At 68.8% G+C, this 15,828-nt stretch carries 17 protein-coding genes; 6 read left to right on the top strand and 11 right to left on the bottom strand.

Going from position 1 to position 15,828, the window contains the following annotated elements:
- The 5 genes from ACTHNC_RS17020 to ACTHNC_RS17040 form a co-directional block, all read left to right on the top strand.
- A partial coding sequence (locus tag ACTHNC_RS17020) for a TMEM175 family protein (protein ID WP_440295812.1) occupies positions 1-496 on the top strand: 496 nt, incomplete at its 5' end.
- 71 nt (positions 497-567) lie between these two features.
- The gene (locus tag ACTHNC_RS17025; protein ID WP_440295813.1) at positions 568-1,239 is read left to right on the top strand and encodes a UdgX family uracil-DNA binding protein; all 672 of its coding nucleotides are present in this window, start codon (positions 568-570) and stop codon (positions 1,237-1,239) included.
- A 20-nt stretch (positions 1,240-1,259) separates the two neighbouring features.
- Entirely contained in the window at positions 1,260-2,123 is an 864-nt protein-coding gene (locus ACTHNC_RS17030) for a LysR substrate-binding domain-containing protein (RefSeq protein ID WP_440295814.1), read from the top strand.
- Positions 2,124-2,262: 139 nt separating this feature from the next.
- Positions 2,263-2,976, top strand: coding sequence for an alkaline phosphatase family protein (locus ACTHNC_RS17035; RefSeq protein ID WP_440295815.1), 714 nt, complete (start codon positions 2,263-2,265; stop codon positions 2,974-2,976).
- A 158-nt stretch (positions 2,977-3,134) separates the two neighbouring features.
- Positions 3,135-3,980 (top strand): EamA family transporter, encoded by an 846-nt coding sequence (locus ACTHNC_RS17040; protein ID WP_440295816.1) that lies wholly within the window; start codon positions 3,135-3,137, stop codon positions 3,978-3,980.
- Positions 3,981-3,995: 15 nt separating this feature from the next.
- Here ACTHNC_RS17040 and ACTHNC_RS17045 read toward each other — a convergent pair whose 3' ends face one another.
- Positions 3,996-4,265, bottom strand: coding sequence for a hypothetical protein (locus ACTHNC_RS17045; RefSeq protein WP_440295817.1), 270 nt, complete (start codon positions 4,263-4,265; stop codon positions 3,996-3,998).
- Positions 4,266-4,532: 267 nt separating this feature from the next.
- On the opposite strand from ACTHNC_RS17045, the gene ACTHNC_RS17050 reads away from it, so the two are divergent.
- Positions 4,533-5,762 (top strand): MFS transporter, encoded by a 1,230-nt coding sequence (locus ACTHNC_RS17050; RefSeq protein ID WP_440295818.1) that lies wholly within the window; start codon positions 4,533-4,535, stop codon positions 5,760-5,762.
- Here ACTHNC_RS17050 and ACTHNC_RS17055 read toward each other — a convergent pair.
- The 10 genes from ACTHNC_RS17055 to ACTHNC_RS17100 form a co-directional block, all read right to left on the bottom strand.
- A complete protein-coding gene (locus ACTHNC_RS17055; RefSeq protein WP_440295819.1) occupies positions 5,750-6,727 on the bottom strand; it encodes an NAD-dependent epimerase/dehydratase family protein in 978 nt (325 codons plus the stop codon). The genes ACTHNC_RS17050 and ACTHNC_RS17055 overlap by 13 nt on opposite strands.
- A complete protein-coding gene (locus tag ACTHNC_RS17060) occupies positions 6,727-7,623 on the bottom strand; it encodes a sugar phosphate isomerase/epimerase family protein (RefSeq protein ID WP_440295820.1) in 897 nt (298 codons plus the stop codon). Before ACTHNC_RS17060 ends, ACTHNC_RS17055 begins: the two co-directional genes overlap by 1 nt.
- Positions 7,620-8,021, bottom strand: a complete 402-nt coding sequence (locus ACTHNC_RS17065) for a C-glycoside deglycosidase beta subunit domain-containing protein (protein WP_440295821.1) — start codon at positions 8,019-8,021, stop codon at positions 7,620-7,622. The genes ACTHNC_RS17060 and ACTHNC_RS17065 overlap by 4 nt, the downstream gene beginning before the upstream one ends.
- A 28-nt stretch (positions 8,022-8,049) precedes the next feature.
- Positions 8,050-9,513 (bottom strand): MDR family MFS transporter, encoded by a 1,464-nt coding sequence (locus ACTHNC_RS17070; protein ID WP_440295822.1) that lies wholly within the window; start codon positions 9,511-9,513, stop codon positions 8,050-8,052.
- A gap of 144 nt (positions 9,514-9,657) precedes the next feature.
- Complete coding sequence (locus ACTHNC_RS17075; RefSeq protein WP_440295823.1) at positions 9,658-10,635, bottom strand: fumarylacetoacetate hydrolase family protein; 978 nt, start codon at positions 10,633-10,635, stop codon at positions 9,658-9,660.
- Entirely contained in the window at positions 10,632-11,666 is a 1,035-nt protein-coding gene (locus ACTHNC_RS17080; RefSeq protein WP_440295824.1) for an amidohydrolase family protein, read from the bottom strand. The genes ACTHNC_RS17075 and ACTHNC_RS17080 overlap by 4 nt, the downstream gene beginning before the upstream one ends.
- Entirely contained in the window at positions 11,663-12,799 is a 1,137-nt protein-coding gene (locus ACTHNC_RS17085; protein ID WP_440295825.1) for an FAD-dependent monooxygenase, read from the bottom strand. The genes ACTHNC_RS17080 and ACTHNC_RS17085 overlap by 4 nt, the downstream gene beginning before the upstream one ends.
- Before the next feature lie 34 nt (positions 12,800-12,833).
- Entirely contained in the window at positions 12,834-13,826 is a 993-nt protein-coding gene (locus ACTHNC_RS17090) for a cyclase family protein (protein ID WP_440295826.1), read from the bottom strand.
- Positions 13,823-14,794 (bottom strand): fumarylacetoacetate hydrolase family protein, encoded by a 972-nt coding sequence (locus ACTHNC_RS17095; protein WP_440295827.1) that lies wholly within the window; start codon positions 14,792-14,794, stop codon positions 13,823-13,825. The genes ACTHNC_RS17090 and ACTHNC_RS17095 overlap by 4 nt, the downstream gene beginning before the upstream one ends.
- Positions 14,794-15,813 carry a VOC family protein gene (locus ACTHNC_RS17100; protein ID WP_440295828.1) on the bottom strand — a complete coding sequence of 340 codons (1,020 nt, stop codon included), beginning with the start codon at positions 15,811-15,813 and terminating at the stop codon, positions 14,794-14,796. The genes ACTHNC_RS17095 and ACTHNC_RS17100 overlap by 1 nt, the downstream gene beginning before the upstream one ends.
- Between the last annotated feature and the right edge of the window lie 15 nt (positions 15,814-15,828).

Consider the following 15,828-nt stretch of genomic DNA (forward strand, 5'->3'; position numbering starts at 1 on the left):
GTCCCTGTTCGACACGTCCGGGCTCGGGCTGCTCACCTACCTGCTGAGCTTCATCTACATCGGGATCTACTGGAACAACCACCATCACCTGTTCCAGTTGCGTCCTCGGGTGGACGGCCGGGTGCTCTGGGCCAACCTGCACCTGCTGTTCTGGCTCTCGCTCTTCCCGTTCACGACGGGCTGGCTGACGAAGACGGAGGTCGCCACCGCACCGACCGTGATCTACGGTGTCAACCTGCTCGCCGCAGCCGTGGCGTACAGCATCCTTCAGTCGGCGATCGCGCGGCGGCCGGGCGGCGGCCGCGTTCGGGAGGCGATCGGGCGCGACGTGAAGGGCTGGATCTCCCCCGTGCTGTACGCGGTGGGCATCGGGCTGAGCTTCGTCGTCCCGTGGCTTGGGCTGGTGCCGTACGTGGGGGTGGCGGTGATCTGGCTCATCCCGGACCGCCGCATCGAGCGCTACCTCGCGGCGCATCCGGGCGACGACGAGGACTGAGGGCGCTAGCCTCCGGGGCCGGTCGGCGCAAGCACTCGCGGAAGCGGCTCGACGCGTGGTGGCGTTGCCGCATGCCCACCGACCCCGCACCACGTTCGCCGGCCGGCGATCCGGAGCGTCCGGGCGCCGAGCACTGGGTACCGGCGCGCCACACGCTAGCGGCGCTCCGTCGTGCAGCGCCGGACTGCCGCGGGTGCGAGCTGTGGCGGGACGCGCGGCACGTCGTGTTCTCACAGGGTCGGGCATCCGCCGCGATGATGCTGATCGGCGAGCAACCAGGTGATCACGAGGACACCACGGGCGAGCCGTTCGTCGGTCCGGCCGGAAGGCTGCTGGACGAGGCGCTGGATGCCGCGCACATCGATCGGGAGAGCACATACCTCACGAACGCGGTCAAGCACTTCAGGCATCACGTGTCGGGCAAGCGGCGCATCCACGACAAGCCTGAGGTGGGCAACATCGTCGCGTGCCACCCGTGGCTCGAGGCGGAGTTGGAAGTGGTGCACCCGCAGGTGGTGGTCTGTCTCGGCGCAACTGCCGTGCGCGCGGTGCTGGGGCGGTCGATCCCCATCACGCGTTCCCGCGGTCAGCGTTTCGACGGCCCGGATGCCGCGCCCGACGCCGCCGTGTTCGTCACGACGCATCCCTCGGCCGTGCTCCGACTGCGTGGGAAGGATGCCTTCGACGAGGCGTTCGACCGGTTCGTCGCCGATCTCGAGACGGCCGCGTCCGCTGTCGGCTGATGGATGCATAGGATCTGCCTATGCGCCTGAGTCAGCTGAGATCGTTCGACGCCGTGGCGGCGGCTGGAGGCTTCACGGCCGCCGCGCGGTCGCTGGGAGTGCGGCAGCCGACGGTGTCCGAGCAGGTCTCGGCGCTCGAAGCGGAGTACGGTGTCGCCCTCGTCGACCGCAGGGACGGCAAGGTGGCGATCACTCCGCTGGGAGAGTGCCTTCACGAGATCAGCGGTCCGCTCTTCGCGCTCGAGGCCGAGGCGCGCCGCCTGCTGCAGTCCGCGCACCGGCTCGACGGTGTCGAGCTGCGCCTTGCCGCGGATGCTCCGGTGCACGCCGTTCCGCTCATCGCTCGGCTGCGCGGACAAGTGCCAGAGGCGCACGTGCGGCTGGGTTCCGGCAACGCCGCCGAGCTGCTGCAGCGGCTCAGAACGGGTGCCGAGGACGTGATCATCGCCGCGGGCATCCCCGATGCGGACGACCTTGCCTCCGTCGTGGTAGACCGGCAGTCGCTCGTCGCCGTCGTGCACGTGGACAACCCTCTCGCGCAGCAGAAGTCGGTCGGACTGCGTCGGCTTCTGAACGAACAGCTCGTTCTCCGCGAGAAGGGCAGCGCCAGCCGTGCGGCACTCGAGGAGGCAGCGGCATCCGTTCGCGACGAGCCGCTGGATGCCACGCTCGTCGTTGACACCAGGGAGGGCGCGCTCGCCGCGGTCGCGGCAGGGCTCGGGGTAGCGGTCATCGCGGAGAACGAGCTGCTGGACGATCCGCGGCTCGTGATGGTGGACATCCGTGATCCCTCGATCCCGATCGAGGAGCGGATGATCTGCCGCGCCTCCGAGCGGGACACCGCGATCTGCGCGGCGTTGTTCGATCTCGTTCCGGGTCGCTGACGAGCGTCGGCCGTCGTCAAGCCATAGGCGATGCCGATGTGCTCATCGGCGCGTGATCGCATCCGGTGCACGACCGGAACGCGTAGCGTCGTCACCCGTCGGGCTCGATCGAGACGCCCGGACGCGGAAGGAGCGGCGGATGGTCGAGGTGCGACGGCGGCACGTGCTGGTGGTCGCATGGGACGGCGTGCGCGACGACGAGCTCCGTCTCGCGCAGACGCCCTGGCTCGACAGCATTGCCGCACGAGGCTTCTTGGCGACCGCGCCCGTGCACGAGAAGAACCCGACCATTTCGGGACCGGTCTGGTCGACCGTCGCGACCGGCGTCTACCGCGACCGGCACGGCGTCGACGACAACGATCTCAGCACGCACGGGTTCGAGCGGTACCCCGACTTCCTCGCCAGGGTTCGGGATGCCCACCCCTGGGCGACGACGTTCGCCGCAGCGGGCTGGGCGCCGCTGGTGACCGAGGCGAGCGGTGGCCCGGTGTTCCGGCCCTCCGGCTACCGGCCGAGCTTCCCGCCGGGCGCCGAGGACGGCGAGCCGGATGCCGTGGCGCTGATCGACGAGGCGGTCGCGGCCAGGACCGCCCGCGAGCTGCTCGCCCGAGACCACTCTGTCGTGTTCTCGTACTTCGTTCTGCCCGACATGGTCGGCCACCACGAGGGCGTGACGCCCAGGTACCGGAGGGCGATCGAGACGTGCGACGACCAGCTCGGCGTTCTCCTGGCGGCCATCGCCGGCCGTCCGGATCGAGATCAGGAGGACTGGACGGTGATCGTGCTGACGGACCACGGGCACCGGGACGCAGGACACCATGGCGGGGACAGCGTCGAGGAGCGCAATGCGTGAATCGCGGCGGCCGGCCCCGGCATCCTTCCCACCGATGACGCGGTCGCGGACCACGCGGATGTCGCACCGCACGTCCTGCAGGTGTTCGGCATCCCCGCGCCGCCCGAGTTCGAGGGGGTCCCCTTCGGTCGGCGCATCGCAGCGGGGGTGCCGGTGCTGTGAACGGCGTCGTCCTTGCCGCGGTGTTGGGCTCGGCCGTCATGCACGGCGCCTGGAACGCCATCGCGAAGGCCATCCCCGACCGGTTGGTGTCCTCGGCGCTGATCGGTCTCGTCTACCTGATCGGTGGCGCGATCGGATGCCTGTTCCTCCCGCTTCCCGCGGCGGACGCCTGGCCGTTCCTGCTCGCCTCGGCGTCGGTGCAGACGCTCTACCTGATCCTCCTCACCGCCGCGTACGCGAAGACGGAGTTCGGCCGCGCCTACCCGCTGACCAGAGGGATCGCCGTGCTGGGCGTCACCGTGATCGCCGTCGCGTTCCTCGGGGAGCGGCTGTCGGGCATCCAGCTGGCGGGCGTCGCGGTCGTGGCGGGAGCGCTGCTCACGCTCGCCGTCGTCGGGATCGGGCGCACGAGCATCCACGGAGTGCTGCTCGCCGTCGCCGTGGGTGCGACGATCACCGCGTACTCGATCCTCGACGGTGTCGGGGTTCGCGTCTCGGGCGACCCGCTCGGCTACGCGTCGTGGCTCTTCCTGTTGCAGGGCCTCGCGCTGCCCGTCACGTGTTTCGCGCTGTCGCGGGACAAGCGTTCGTTCCTGCCCGTCATCCGCCGCAACGCCGTGCGCGGCGGGATCGGAGGCGTGCTCTCGCTCGTGGCCTACACGATCGTGGTGTGGGCGCAATCGGTCGCACCGCTCGCCCTCGTCTCGGCGTTGCGCGAGACCAGCGTGCTGGCTGCCGGGCTCATCGGCCTGCTCTTCTTCGGCGAACGCTTCAGCCGATGGCGCACGGTGGCGACGGCATGCGCGGTGGTCGGCATCGTGGCGATCCGCGTCGGGACCTGAGCGTCGTCCTCGCGCTCAGAGGTCTTCCGGCGCCAGGTCCCCCTGCCCCTCGTCGCCGAGCTCTGCCTCGAACGGATCCTCCCCCTGCGACTCCGGTTGCGCCTCGTCGGGAATCCCGAATCCGGCCGCCTCCAGTTCCTCCTGCTCCTCGGCCTCGATGTCCTCCTCGGGCACCGGGTCGGGCTCCCCGATGTCCTCGGGCGGCCGCGGCTCGGTGTCGGCGGCGGGGATCGCCGCGCCCCCGACGTCGTCCGGTTCGATGTGGATGCCCTCGTCGCTGTCCATCGCAGACTCCTCGCGTCTCCTGCACCACGGCCGGTCGACCGCGGTCCGACACACGATAGGCCGAGGTACGGATGCACCGGAGCGGATTGACAGCGGTGCTCACGACGTTCGCTCGTCACCGGCAGATCACACATCAGGCAGACGGATGCGCCACATAACCAGCATCGTCTTCACTGATTGCTCGGCAACCGTTGTCATGGAGGAACGGCGCAGCACGCCGTCGCGACTCCGTGCGGCGCCGCGGTCATGGACTCGATGGAGAGACACATGTCGAATACGACAACTGCTGGAACCCGACGTGCCGGAGTCTGGCAAGCGATTCTGCTGCTCGCAGGCAGTTGCATGCCGGTGCTGGGTTCCGTGCTCATCACACCGGTGCTCCCCCAACTGTCCGAACACTTCGCCGAGGAGTCCGGAGCGGTGGTGCTCGTTCCGATGATCGTTGCGATACCGGCGCTCATGATCGCGTTGTTCGCACCGTTCGCAGGCCAGATCGTCGACCGGCTGGGCCGCAAGAAGCTACTGATCGGTTCTCTCGTCGTCTACGCCTTCGTCGGCACGGCACCCGTCTGGCTGACCGGCCTGACGGAGATCCTCGTCAGCCGCGTGCTGGTCGGATTGTGCGAGGGCGCGATCATGACCGTCTGCACCACGCTGATCGTCGACTACTTCCACGAGGAGAAGCGGCGTAACCGGTACCTCGGCCTGCAGACTGTGACCACGACGGTTGCGGCCACGGTCTTCATTGCGGTCGGCGGGGCATTGGGCGCCGGCGGTTGGCACGTGCCGTTCTGGGTATACCTCGCAGGCGTCGTCATCGCGGTACCGATGCTGTTCTCATTGTGGGAGCCCAGCGGTTCCGATCCCACTGACACCCACGTCGACGCGGGACAGCCTGCTCGCGTGCCATGGCGACGCATCCTCGTCCGACTGTTCGTGACACTGTTCGGCGGATTCACGTTCTACGTGCTCATCATAGAGGTCAGCTATCTCGTCGTGGATACCGGCATCTCCGCAGCGAACACGGGGGCTATCGGCGGCGTCGCGGCGGTGGCATCGCTCGCGACGGCGGCCGGAGGCCTGCTGTTCGCGCGACTGACGAAGGTGCGCCCGGCTCGGCTTCTTCCGGTCGCGTTCGGGCTGCAGTCCGTCGGGATGATGGTCATCGGTGTGCTTCCGGTGCTCCCGGCCGTCATCGTCGGTGCGATCATCTCGTCCCTCGGTTCCGGACTCCTGCTACCGTCACTGCTGACGTGGGTCGTCACGACGGCGAACTTCGAAGAGCGAGGCCGAGTGACCGGCTGGTGGACCGCGTCGTTCTACCTCGGCCAGTTCCTTACCCCGATTCTCATGGGGGCGATCGGTGCGGCTTTCGGTGGCCTCGCTGCCGCGGTCGGGATCGTGGGCGGCTGTGCAGCGGTTGTCGCGATCGCGGTGCTTCTCACCGGGCGCCGACAGACCGGTCTCAACCACCCGACGGCTGCTCAGGACGCGTGACCAGGAGTTGACTCCAGCGCGCGCTCGATGAGCCTCCCGATCGATCCGTCGTGCACGAACCCGAGTCCGTCGGCCAGCTCCGTCGACAGTTCCGGCTGGGCGGCGAACTGCGCCGTAAGGTCTGAATCGGGCTCGAACCTCACGCGGCCCCGGCTCTGCGGGAGCATCTCCGCAAGCGCACGAACGAGGTCACCGAGCTGCACCCGAAGGGCCGGGATCGTGAACGCCCGACGACGACCGAGAGCGCCCGCATCGAGAAGCACGCCGTGCACGATGGCGTCGATGCAGGCCGGTACCGAAAGCAGCCAGCTCGTTCCAGATTCCGGCGCGGGGACGACGAAGTCGTCGCCCGCCGCGCATGCCGTGAACAACGTGCTGAGAAAGGCGGAGCGCAGGCGGATGTCTGCATCGGGCCGGGCGACGATGCCCGGCAGCCGCAGCGCCAGACCGTCGATCCAGCCCCTTGCGCTGAACTGGCCGATCACCGCCTCGATCATGAGCTTCTGGGCGCCATACGTCATGACGGGCTCAGGCCGCGTGTCGTCGTCGATCCGTTCCGGCAGGGGCGGCCCGAACACGGCGATCGAACTCGCGTAGACGACCCGGGGCACGCCCGGCGCATCCCTCAGTGCCTCGAGCAGGTTCAGCGTGGCATCCACGTTCACGCGCCGCGCGAGCGCGTGGTCCCGTTCCGCCGCACCGCCGAGCACACCGGCCAGGTGCGCCACCGCATCCGGATGCTCCGCGATGGCCGCCGCCAGCACCTCAGGCTCGCAGAGGTCGCCCTCGACGACGTTCACGCGAGGATCGGCGGCGAGCGCGCCGTGCGGGTCGGCGACCGAGACGTCGGCGACGGTGAAGCGTGTGGTGGCGAACCGCTCGTCCGCGAGCATCCGTCGCACGAGGCGCTCGCCGACGAAGCCGGCGGCACCCGTGATCAGCACGCTGTGCGGAACACGGGCCATCACTCGGCGACGATCGACCGGATCAGCGCGTGCTGCCGGCGTAGCTGGTCCGCCGCCCGGTAGAGCTCGTGGTGGCCCTCGTACTCGCTGGAGAGCCAGCCGGAGTACCCGGCGTCGAGCACGACGTCGATGATCTCCCGCCACGGGATGTAGCGATCGACGAGGTCGTCGTCCACCTCGTAGAACTTGGCCTGGAAGTACACGGTGTGCTCCATCACCTCGGCCAGATCGGAGACCGGCACGAGCGGAACCTCCGGCGGTCGCCCGGCGCCGTCGCCCATGCGGAACGACGCGCTTCCACCGCGTCGCGGATACGGCTTGGTCTCGAACACCCCCGTGTCGATCAGGAGCCCGAAGTTCTCGCTGCCGGTGCGCTCCTTGAACTCGAGGTACTCCTCCACGACGGCGGAGCGGATGACGGTGGGCCAGTGGATCTCGGGGCAGATCACGATCCCGAGATCGGCGGCCAGCTGCAGATTCCGCTCCACGGCGCCCTGCCAGATCGGATCGACCCGGAGGTCCTCTGAGATCACGCCGATCTTCGGCCGCAGGAACGAGAAGCCCAGGAGTCCGGCCAGCCTCAGATCGAGCTCGAGCTGGGCGGCTCCCTCGTCCTCCGTCATGCCGCGGCCTGGGAACCGGCGTGTGTCGATCCACGAACCGTACAGCGTGGGCGTGAGGCCGAGGCGCTCGTTCCTCGCGCACCAGGCGTCGATCCACTCGGCGGACGGGTTCGGGTAGTCCTCGATGTGCCCCTCCCCGAGGATCTCGAGTCCGGTCGCGCCAAGGTCGGCGACGTCTTCGATGCAGTCCTCGACGGTCATCGTGACGCCGAGGTCCTCCGTGTAGCTGTACAGCGATACGCCGAGGCCGAAGGGCAGGTCGTTCGTGCTCACTTGACGATCACCGCCTTCCGTGTCGCGGTCCAGATGGATGGTTGCAGTTCTTCGGGGATGTACGACATGCGCACGCGCAGCACGAACGTGACGTCGTGGATGCCTCGCGCGAGGCCACCGGGACGAGGCACGGTCAGCACCGCGGCGCGGTCCTTCGGCCATCGGGCGTCGGTGGATGCCTGCAGTTCGGCGAACGAGTACTCCCCCGTCGGCAGGCTCCACCGGATGTCTTCCCCGTCGAACTCCTCACCGTCGACGATCACCGTCGGCTTGTCGAGCAGGTTCGCCCACATCCCCCGGTAGTACGGGCTGCGCACCCGGAGCTGGAATCCGGTGGGGTCATCGGACGGTCCGACATTGCGGAACCCCGCAGCTTGGATGAGTGGTTCTTCGAGCATGATGACGTTCCTTCTCTTTCAGGCTCTTTCACGCGGTGACGGACTCGGCGGCTGGCACGACGTCGGAGGAGTCCGAAAGCCGTCCCCGCGGCATCAGGACCGAGGCGACGACGCCGATGAGGTAGGTGACGGCGAGGAAACCGAAGACGGGCGCGAACACATCGCGGTAGATCTGGGCGATGCGTTCCTGGAGCGCGGGATCCGCCGCGTGCACGACCTGCGGAGTGAGCGTGGCCGCATTCAAACCTACGGGAAGCAATGCGGCGACGCCGGCCGCGATGACGCCGCCGATGACCGCGGTCGCCAGCGTCGACCCGATCTGCCTCACGAGGTTGACCGTCGAGGTGACCGCGCCCGTCTCCCCGGCGGGCGCTGCGCTCTGCACCACCGCCACGATGAGGCTCATGAAAGCCCCCGTTCCGAGACCAACGACGGCCATCACCGCCATCGGCACCCAGAGCGGGAGGCCGACCGGGAGCGCGGCCATCGTGGCGAGACCCGCGGCTCCCAGTGCCGTGCCCACGATGGGGAACGGCCGGTAGTGGCCGGTGCGACTGGCCAGCCAGCCCGTGCCGAGATTGCTGACCAGCATGCCGAAAACGGTGGCGATCGGGACGAGTCCCGACACCGTCGCGCTCGTTCGGTACGCCATCTGGAAGTAGGTCGGCAGGTACGCCGTGATCGAGAACAGGCCGACGCCGACGATCGCGGAGATGGCGATTCCGATTCCGATCGTGCGGTTCGCGAAGTGTCTGAGATCGACGAGAGGCTCCGCGACCCGCAGCTCGACGACGAAGAACGCCGCCAGCGCGAGCACCGCGAGAGCGAGCATCCAGAGGTCCATGACGCCCTGCCCTGGAGCTGCCGCCAGCAGAACGAGGGCGACGAGGCCCACGGTGAGCGTGATCGTGCCTGCGATGTCGAAACGCGCACGGCCGCCGCCGGCGATACGTGGCACGGCGAAGGATGCCAGTGCCAGTGCGACCAGTCCGACGGGCAGGTTCACCCAGAACACCCAGGGCCAGCCCCAGTAGTCCGTGATGAGCCCGCCGAGCAGCGGGCCGATCAGGATGGCGACAGGGAACGCGGCACCGATGACAGCGAGGTATTTCGGTCGCTGTCGCGGAGTCGTGGCGTGCGCGATGATCGTCTGCGACATGAGCTGCAGGCCGGCCGAGCTCATCCCCTGCACCACCCTGGACGCGATCAGCCACCAGATGCTGTTCGCGAACCCGCATGCCGCGGACGCCAGCATGAACACCACAAGCGACGACAGGAACACCGGCCTGGGGCCGATCATGTCGCCGAGCTTGCCGAGCACGGGCAGCAGCACGGTGCTGGCGAGGGTGTAGCCGACGACGATCCAGCTCATGTGCTCGAGCGCGCCCAGCTGGCCGGCGACGGTCGCGAGGGCGGTGGTCACCACGGTGTTGTCGAGCGCGCCGAGGAAGGAGACGGTCAGCAGCGCGATGACGAGAAGACGGAGTCTCACGGCAGAAAGCGGCATACGCGTAAGTGCCCGATCGATCGGGCCGTCGACGCGACGGTCTGTGTCCGCATTGCTACTTCGCGATACGGAACGGGCGAGCTGCCCCAACGTCATGTTGATTCTAGGCGTTCTTTAGGTGGAAAGCAACTAAAGTGCTCGCCTGACGCGGGTGCGGATACGTGCCCTCGGCACGTCGGGCGCTGTCACCGGCTGCCCGACGCGGGAGGTGAGTTCACCGATGCCCTGCACGCTCATGCTGACCACGTCGCCGGGTCGAAGCGGCGGCGGGGTCAGCTCACCGCGGCGGCCCCAGAGCTCGCCGAGGCATCCGCCGTTGCCCACCGTTCCGGAGCCCAGCACGTCGCCGGGGACGACCCGCGAGTTGCGGGAGGCGTAGGCGATGAGCTCGGCGAACGGCCATCCCATGTTCGAGACCAGGTCTTCCCCGATGAGCTCGTCGTTGACGCGCACCTCGGCGCGCACCGCCAGGAATCCGTCGTCGTCGAGAGAGGGCCCCAGCTCGTCCGCCGTGACGATCCAAGGACCGAGACTCGTGCCGAAGTCCTTGCCCTTCGCCGGTCCCAGCCGCACCTTCATCTCCCTGGACTGCAGGTCACGCGCCGACCAGTCGTTCATGATCGTGTAGCCGAAGATGTGGTCCGCAGCCGCGGCTGAGTCGAGGTTCACGCCGTCGGAGCCCTCCACCGCGCCGACCACGACGGCGACCTCGAGCTCGAAGTCGAGCCGCTCGGTGACCGGAGGGGCTACCGGCTCCCCCGGTCCCAGCACCGTGTGCGGGTTCGTGAAGTAGAACGTCGGCGCCTCGTACCACTCGGGAACGACCTCGCTCTTGCCGTCGACCGAGGCGCTGACGCCCTCGACGTGCTCCTCGAACGCGACGAAGTCGCGGATGGCCGCGGGCTTCAGGGGGGCCAGCAGCTGCACCGTATCGAGCTCTGCACCCCGGGCATCCTTCGCCGTCTCGTGCAGCCGGGACGCGAACCCCAGCCCGCGCTCGAGCACCTCGCGCACAGTGAGCTCGTCGGGGAATGGCACAACGCTCTCTCCGATCACGAACCCCTCGCCGATCGCTCCGGGCTTCTCACGCCACCGAGCGATCCTCATGCGCTCACCCGTTCGTTCAGGAGCTGTGCTGCGTTGCCCGCGAGGATGTCGTGCTCGACGGGCTCGGACAGCGCCGCGCCTCGCACGAAACCGACCGGATCCTCCGTTCCCATGTCGAACGGGAAGTCGCTGCCGAGCAGCACCTGGGATGCCCCGGCGACGGCGATGAGGTGACGCAGTACGTCGGCGTCGTGCACGACGGTGTCGAACCACAGCCGTCGCAGGTAGCTCGACGGCTCGTCAAGGCACACGTGGGCGTCCGGCCGTTTGCGCCACGCGTGATCGCTGCGCCCGATCGAGGTGGGCAGATAGCCGCCGCCGTGCGCGGCGACCACCTTGAGCCGGGGATGCCGGTCGAGCACGCCGGAGAAGATGAGGTGCGACAGCGCGACGGCGTTCTCCACCGGCTGGCCCACCGTGTTCGAGAGGTAGTAGCGGTCGAGCCGGGCGTCCAGACTGCAGCCGAACGGGTGCAGGAAGACGACGACCCCGAGCTCTTCGGCGCGCGACCAGAACGGCTCGAGTCGTTCGTCGGAGAGTTCGACGTCACCGGCGAACGACGAGATCTCCACTCCCGCGAGGCCTCGCCCTAGCACGGCGTCGTCAAGGCACTCGGCGATGCGGGATGGATGCTGCAACGGGACGAGCCCGAGCCCGATGAGGCGATCGGGAGCCTGCGAGACATGCTCGGCGACGAGCCGGTTCGCCTCGCACGCGATCCAGACGGCGAGCTGCTCGCCCGCCCACGGGTAGATGTGGCTAGGCGAGGGGCTCACCCACTGCCGGTCCACGCCCTGCTCGTCCATCGACGCCAGCCGCACGTTCACGTCGGTCAGCCGTGGAATGCGGGCGCCCACCATCGGTCCGGACACGGCAAGGCTCGCGGCGCCGTTCCTGGTCAGCTCCAACGCAGCCGCCTCGCGCGCCCCATCGGGGTCGCGGGATTCGACCTCTGCCTGCAGCGACGGCAGCAGCACGTGCGCGTGCACGTCGGTGACCGGCTGAGCCGCGCTCGTGTTCTGCGCGCTCATGCCGGTTCCGCCATCTTCTGCGCGATGCCGAAGATCAGACCACCGGCGTCGGCCTCCCGGTCCCCGTCGATCTGCCACTGACCCAGCTGCACGGATGCCTCGACCACGGCTTGCGCGCGTGGCAGGCGGCGGGCGTGGAAGTCGTCCCACAACCGCTGGTCGAGAACCGCTCGCTCCTCGAGCAGCTCGGTCAGCACGAGCGCATCCTCGAGGCCCTGCGCCGCCCCCTGGGCGATGGTCGGCGGGCAGGAGTGCGCGGCGTCGCCGATGATGACCGCTCGTCCCCGGTTCCACGGCGCGTCGACGAGGTGCTGCGTGAACCACGTGTAGTTGACGTGCGCTCCGTCGGCCAGGTCTCGGCGGATCGACTCCCACGGTCCCTGATAGGCGAGCGACTCCTCGAGCATGATGCGCACGGCGTCCTCGTCGTCCACCCCGAACCGGTCCTGCGCCTTCTCGACCAGGAACGCGTACATCGTGTCCTCCCCTGTCGGCGTGTAGCCGGCGATGTACACCGGACCGCCGTAGTAGAGCTCGCTGCGCTCGACCTCCGCCGGCCGCGAGACGAACGAGCGCCAGATGCCCATCCCCGTCGGCTGCGGAGCGGTGTCGATTCCGATGAGACCTCGCACGGACGAGTTCAGCCCGTCCGCACCGATCAGCAGATCGAACTCGCCGGCGGGCTCCCCGTTCACCTGCACCTCGACGGCATCCTCGTCCCGCGTGACGACGCCGGTGACCTCAGAGCCCCAGTGCACGACGGCGCCGGCGCTTTCGGCAGCGCGCAGCAGGATGCGTGCGAGGTCCGGCCGGTACATGCCCATACCGGCGGGATAGTCCGGCCCGCCCGTCTTCACGTCGGGCAGCTGCGCCACGATCGGAGCGCCGGGTCCGGGGGCACGCAGGTTGAGCCCCTCGAACGGATAGCCCGCCGAGCGCACCTCGTCCCAGACGCCCAGCGCGTCGAACACGCGCAGCGCGTTGCCCTGCAGCGTGATCCCGGAGCCGAGTGCGCTCAGCTCCGGCTTGGACTCGAAGACGTCGACCCGCACGCCCGCCTTCGCGAGTCGGATGGCGGCGGCCAGGCCGGAGATGCCGGCGCCGGCTATCGCGACCTTCTGCACTGCTGTCATGGACGGAACCTCTCTGTTCTTCGGTCTGCTTTTCTTACAGGATCGCCACCGGATTGACCGGCGAGCCGACCGCGCCCGTCACGGGCAATGGCGGCGCCGACAGCAGGAACTCGTAAACCCCCGACTCAGCGCAGGCTGACGCGAGCTCCTCGAGGTCCCACATCTCGCCGATGGTGAGCCCGATGTTCGGGATGCTCACCTGATGGAGCGGCTGGAAGGCGGGCACGTCGAACTCGTTCGGTCGCACCTCGAATCCCCATGTGTCGGTGGCGATCGCCGCCACCTCGGTGCGGTGGATCCACCCCGCCGTCGTCAGCGACAGTCCGGGCGCGGCGCCGCCCGCGTAGTCGCCCCAGCCGTCCCGCCTCGCCCTGGCGAGCTGCCCGGTGCGCACGAGCACGATGTCTCCGCGTTCGACGGTGACGCCCTGCGCGTCCGCCGCGCCCACCAGGTCGGCGGTGGTGATGGCGTAGCCGTCGGCCAACTCTCCGGTATCGGGCTGGAGGAAGCGGCCGACGTCGAGCAGCACTCCCCGGGCGACGACGGCGGATGCCGCGTGCTCGATGCCCGTGACCAGGTCGCCGTCGCTCGTGACGACGTCCCCGGCCCTGCGACCGTTCCACGCGTTGCCGTGGTCGAAGATGTGTCCGAGCCCGTCCCACTGCGTCGAGCACTGGAGCGGCATGGCGATCACGTCGTCGGCACCGCCGATGCCGTGCGGAAATCCCTGGGTTCCGCGCTCGGCGTCGGTTCCGGTGTCGAGCATGGTGTGCACGGGGTTCGTGCGACGGCGCCATCCCTTCTGCGGGCCGTTCATGTCGAACGACTGCGCCAGCGAGACCACCTGGCCGGTGCGCACGAGCTTTGCCGCCGCAACGCGCTTCCGCTCGTCGATGAAGTTCAGCGTGCCGAGCCTGTCGTCCTCGCCCCAGCGTCCCCAGTTGCGGTACGCCGCGGCACGTCTGGCGATCTCGCCCTCCGGGTCGCTGCGGTCCAGGCCGTGCGGGTCCTCGCTCGGCTCGCTCATCGTGTCCCCTCCGCGATACAACGCACCACCTGGGTGCCGAGGCCTTGGATGCTGCCGGTCATGACGTCACCGTCGCGCAGGAATCGCTTCCAGTGCTGGCCGTTCCCCGCCGGGCTGCCGGTGAGCAGCAGGTCTCCCGGCAGGAGCGGCATCGTCTGGGACGCACCCGAGATGAGCGCGGGGATGTCGAACAGCAGATCGCTGGTCGAAGCATCCTGCATCACCTGCCCGTTCAGCTCGAGCCGCACATTCGCGTCCGTGGCATCGACGAACGGCGCGGGAACGAGGAACGGCCCGGTGGGCAGGAAGCCCGGCGCGTTCTTGGCGCGGTACCAGTCCGTTCCGATCTCCTTCATGTCCTTGCGGAACACGAGGTCGCGCGTCGTGATGTCGTTGCAGATCGTGTAGCCGGCGACATGGTCGAGCGCACTCTCCCGCGACACCCGGAACGCCGGCGCGCCGATCACGACGGCCAGCTCCAGCTCCCAGTCGTGCACCTCGCTGTAGGAGGGCAGAACCAGCTCCTCGTCGTCGCCCACCACGCACGCGGGAAGGCCGATGAAGAAGTACGGCTCGCCGTGCGCGGCGCGTTCGTCCATCATCCTGGCCGCGAACTCGCGCGCCTCCTCGGGTGTTCGCTCGGTGTTCTGCGTCAGTCCGGCGGCCACCAGCTCGATCACGTGCTGCCGGTAGTTCGCGCCGGTCTGCAGCACCTGACGCGGCTCTACAGGGGCGGTCAGCGTCGCCTCCGACAGCGGTGACCATGGGCCGTCCTGGTTCGCGAGCGCTCCGAGGCGGTCCCAGTCCGGTTCAGCGAGGAACGCATTCAGGTCGGGGGCGCCGAGCTCGTCGGGGCCAAGTGGCCGGATGCGATCGCCCGCGACGAGTCCGAGGGTCACACGGTCGCCGTCCCGGTACCTGGCCAGCGCGAACGGTGCGTCGAAGCGTCGCGTGTAGCCGGATGTCATCAGCCGCGCCCCTGCTCCGCGTACGGGTTGAGCAGTGCGTCGCGGATCTCGTCCGGCACGCCTTCCTCGGTGGCACTGGGGCCGTCGGCGGGCGGGAAGGACTCGGTCATCGACATCGGCATGGCGCCGTTGCGGTAGAAGTTGTTCGAGCCCTGCGACGGACGCCAGGTGTTCGGCTCCCAGTCCGGGACGTAGTTGCGGTAGCCGCCGGTGTTGAGCTCGATGCGAAGCGAGGACGGCTCACGGTAGTAGAGGAAGTTCTGCTCGCCGATGCCGTGGATCGACGGCCCGTACTCGATCGGCACACCGTGCTCCATCAGGGTGTCCGCGGCGATCAGCAGCTCCTCGCGGGTGTCCACCCAGAACGCGTAGTGGTTCACGCGTCCCGCGCGGGTGGATCCGTCGAGCACGACGCCGAGGTCGTGCGACTTCTCGTTCGTGGTGAGCACGGAGAAGATCGAGATCGGCGCCTCGTCGAGCACGGTGCGGGCCATGATGCGGAAGCCGAGAACGTCGTTGTACCACTGCGCGAAGGCATCCACGTCGCTGCAGGCGATCGTCACGTGGTCGAGCTGCCGCGGCGCGCCGGCCACGGTGCTGCGCTTCTCCGGGCGGTCGGGGTAGATGGATGCCTCGGCCTGTGCCGCCTGGTGCCTGGTGACGTCCCAGTGCAGCGTCATGCTGTGGCCCCACGGTCCCGTGAAGGTGTAGGCCCGGCCGATCTTGTAGACGTCGTCTCGCCAGGAGCCCTGGATGCCGGCGGCCTCGATGCGAGCCACGGCCTCCTCGAGCGCCGCTGGACTCGACGTGCGCCACGCCATCGTCTTGAGCGACGGCTCGTTCCCGGGAACCACGACGACGGAGTAGGCGTAATAGTCGCCCCAGCAGCGCAGGTACGCGCGACCATCGACGCGGGCGACGACGGTCAGGCCGACCTGCTCTTCGTAGAACTTCACCGACGCGTCCACGTCGGGCGACGTGATGGCGACGTAGGAGAGGTGGGAGAGGAGGTTGGTCATCTTCGATCCTTTCAA

This window comes from Humibacter sp. (assembly GCF_051954055.1).
Lineage (GTDB): Bacteria > Actinomycetota > Actinomycetes > Actinomycetales > Microbacteriaceae > Humibacter.

What these genes read in the sequence shown, in the direction of transcription:
- ACTHNC_RS17055 (WP_440295819.1), bottom strand. Translation starts at nt 6,727, where the DNA reads ATGGCCCGTGTTCCGCACAGCGTGCTGATCACGGGTGCCGCCGGCTTC.
- ACTHNC_RS17090 (WP_440295826.1), bottom strand. Translation starts at nt 13,826, where the DNA reads ATGAGCGAGCCGAGCGAGGACCCGCACGGCCTGGACCGCAGCGACCCG.
- ACTHNC_RS17085 (WP_440295825.1), bottom strand. Translation starts at nt 12,799, where the DNA reads ATGACAGCAGTGCAGAAGGTCGCGATAGCCGGCGCCGGCATCTCCGGC.
- ACTHNC_RS17030 (WP_440295814.1), top strand. Translation starts at nt 1,260, where the DNA reads ATGCGCCTGAGTCAGCTGAGATCGTTCGACGCCGTGGCGGCGGCTGGA.
- ACTHNC_RS17080 (WP_440295824.1), bottom strand. Translation starts at nt 11,666, where the DNA reads ATGAGCGCGCAGAACACGAGCGCGGCTCAGCCGGTCACCGACGTGCAC.
- ACTHNC_RS17050 (WP_440295818.1), top strand. Translation starts at nt 4,533, where the DNA reads ATGTCGAATACGACAACTGCTGGAACCCGACGTGCCGGAGTCTGGCAA.
- ACTHNC_RS17100 (WP_440295828.1), bottom strand. Translation starts at nt 15,813, where the DNA reads ATGACCAACCTCCTCTCCCACCTCTCCTACGTCGCCATCACGTCGCCC.
- ACTHNC_RS17035 (WP_440295815.1), top strand. Translation starts at nt 2,263, where the DNA reads ATGGTCGAGGTGCGACGGCGGCACGTGCTGGTGGTCGCATGGGACGGC.
- ACTHNC_RS17095 (WP_440295827.1), bottom strand. Translation starts at nt 14,794, where the DNA reads ATGACATCCGGCTACACGCGACGCTTCGACGCACCGTTCGCGCTGGCC.
- ACTHNC_RS17075 (WP_440295823.1), bottom strand. Translation starts at nt 10,635, where the DNA reads ATGAGGATCGCTCGGTGGCGTGAGAAGCCCGGAGCGATCGGCGAGGGG.
- ACTHNC_RS17065 (WP_440295821.1), bottom strand. Translation starts at nt 8,021, where the DNA reads ATGCTCGAAGAACCACTCATCCAAGCTGCGGGGTTCCGCAATGTCGGA.
- ACTHNC_RS17025 (WP_440295813.1), top strand. Translation starts at nt 568, where the DNA reads ATGCCCACCGACCCCGCACCACGTTCGCCGGCCGGCGATCCGGAGCGT.
- ACTHNC_RS17045 (WP_440295817.1), bottom strand. Translation starts at nt 4,265, where the DNA reads ATGGACAGCGACGAGGGCATCCACATCGAACCGGACGACGTCGGGGGC.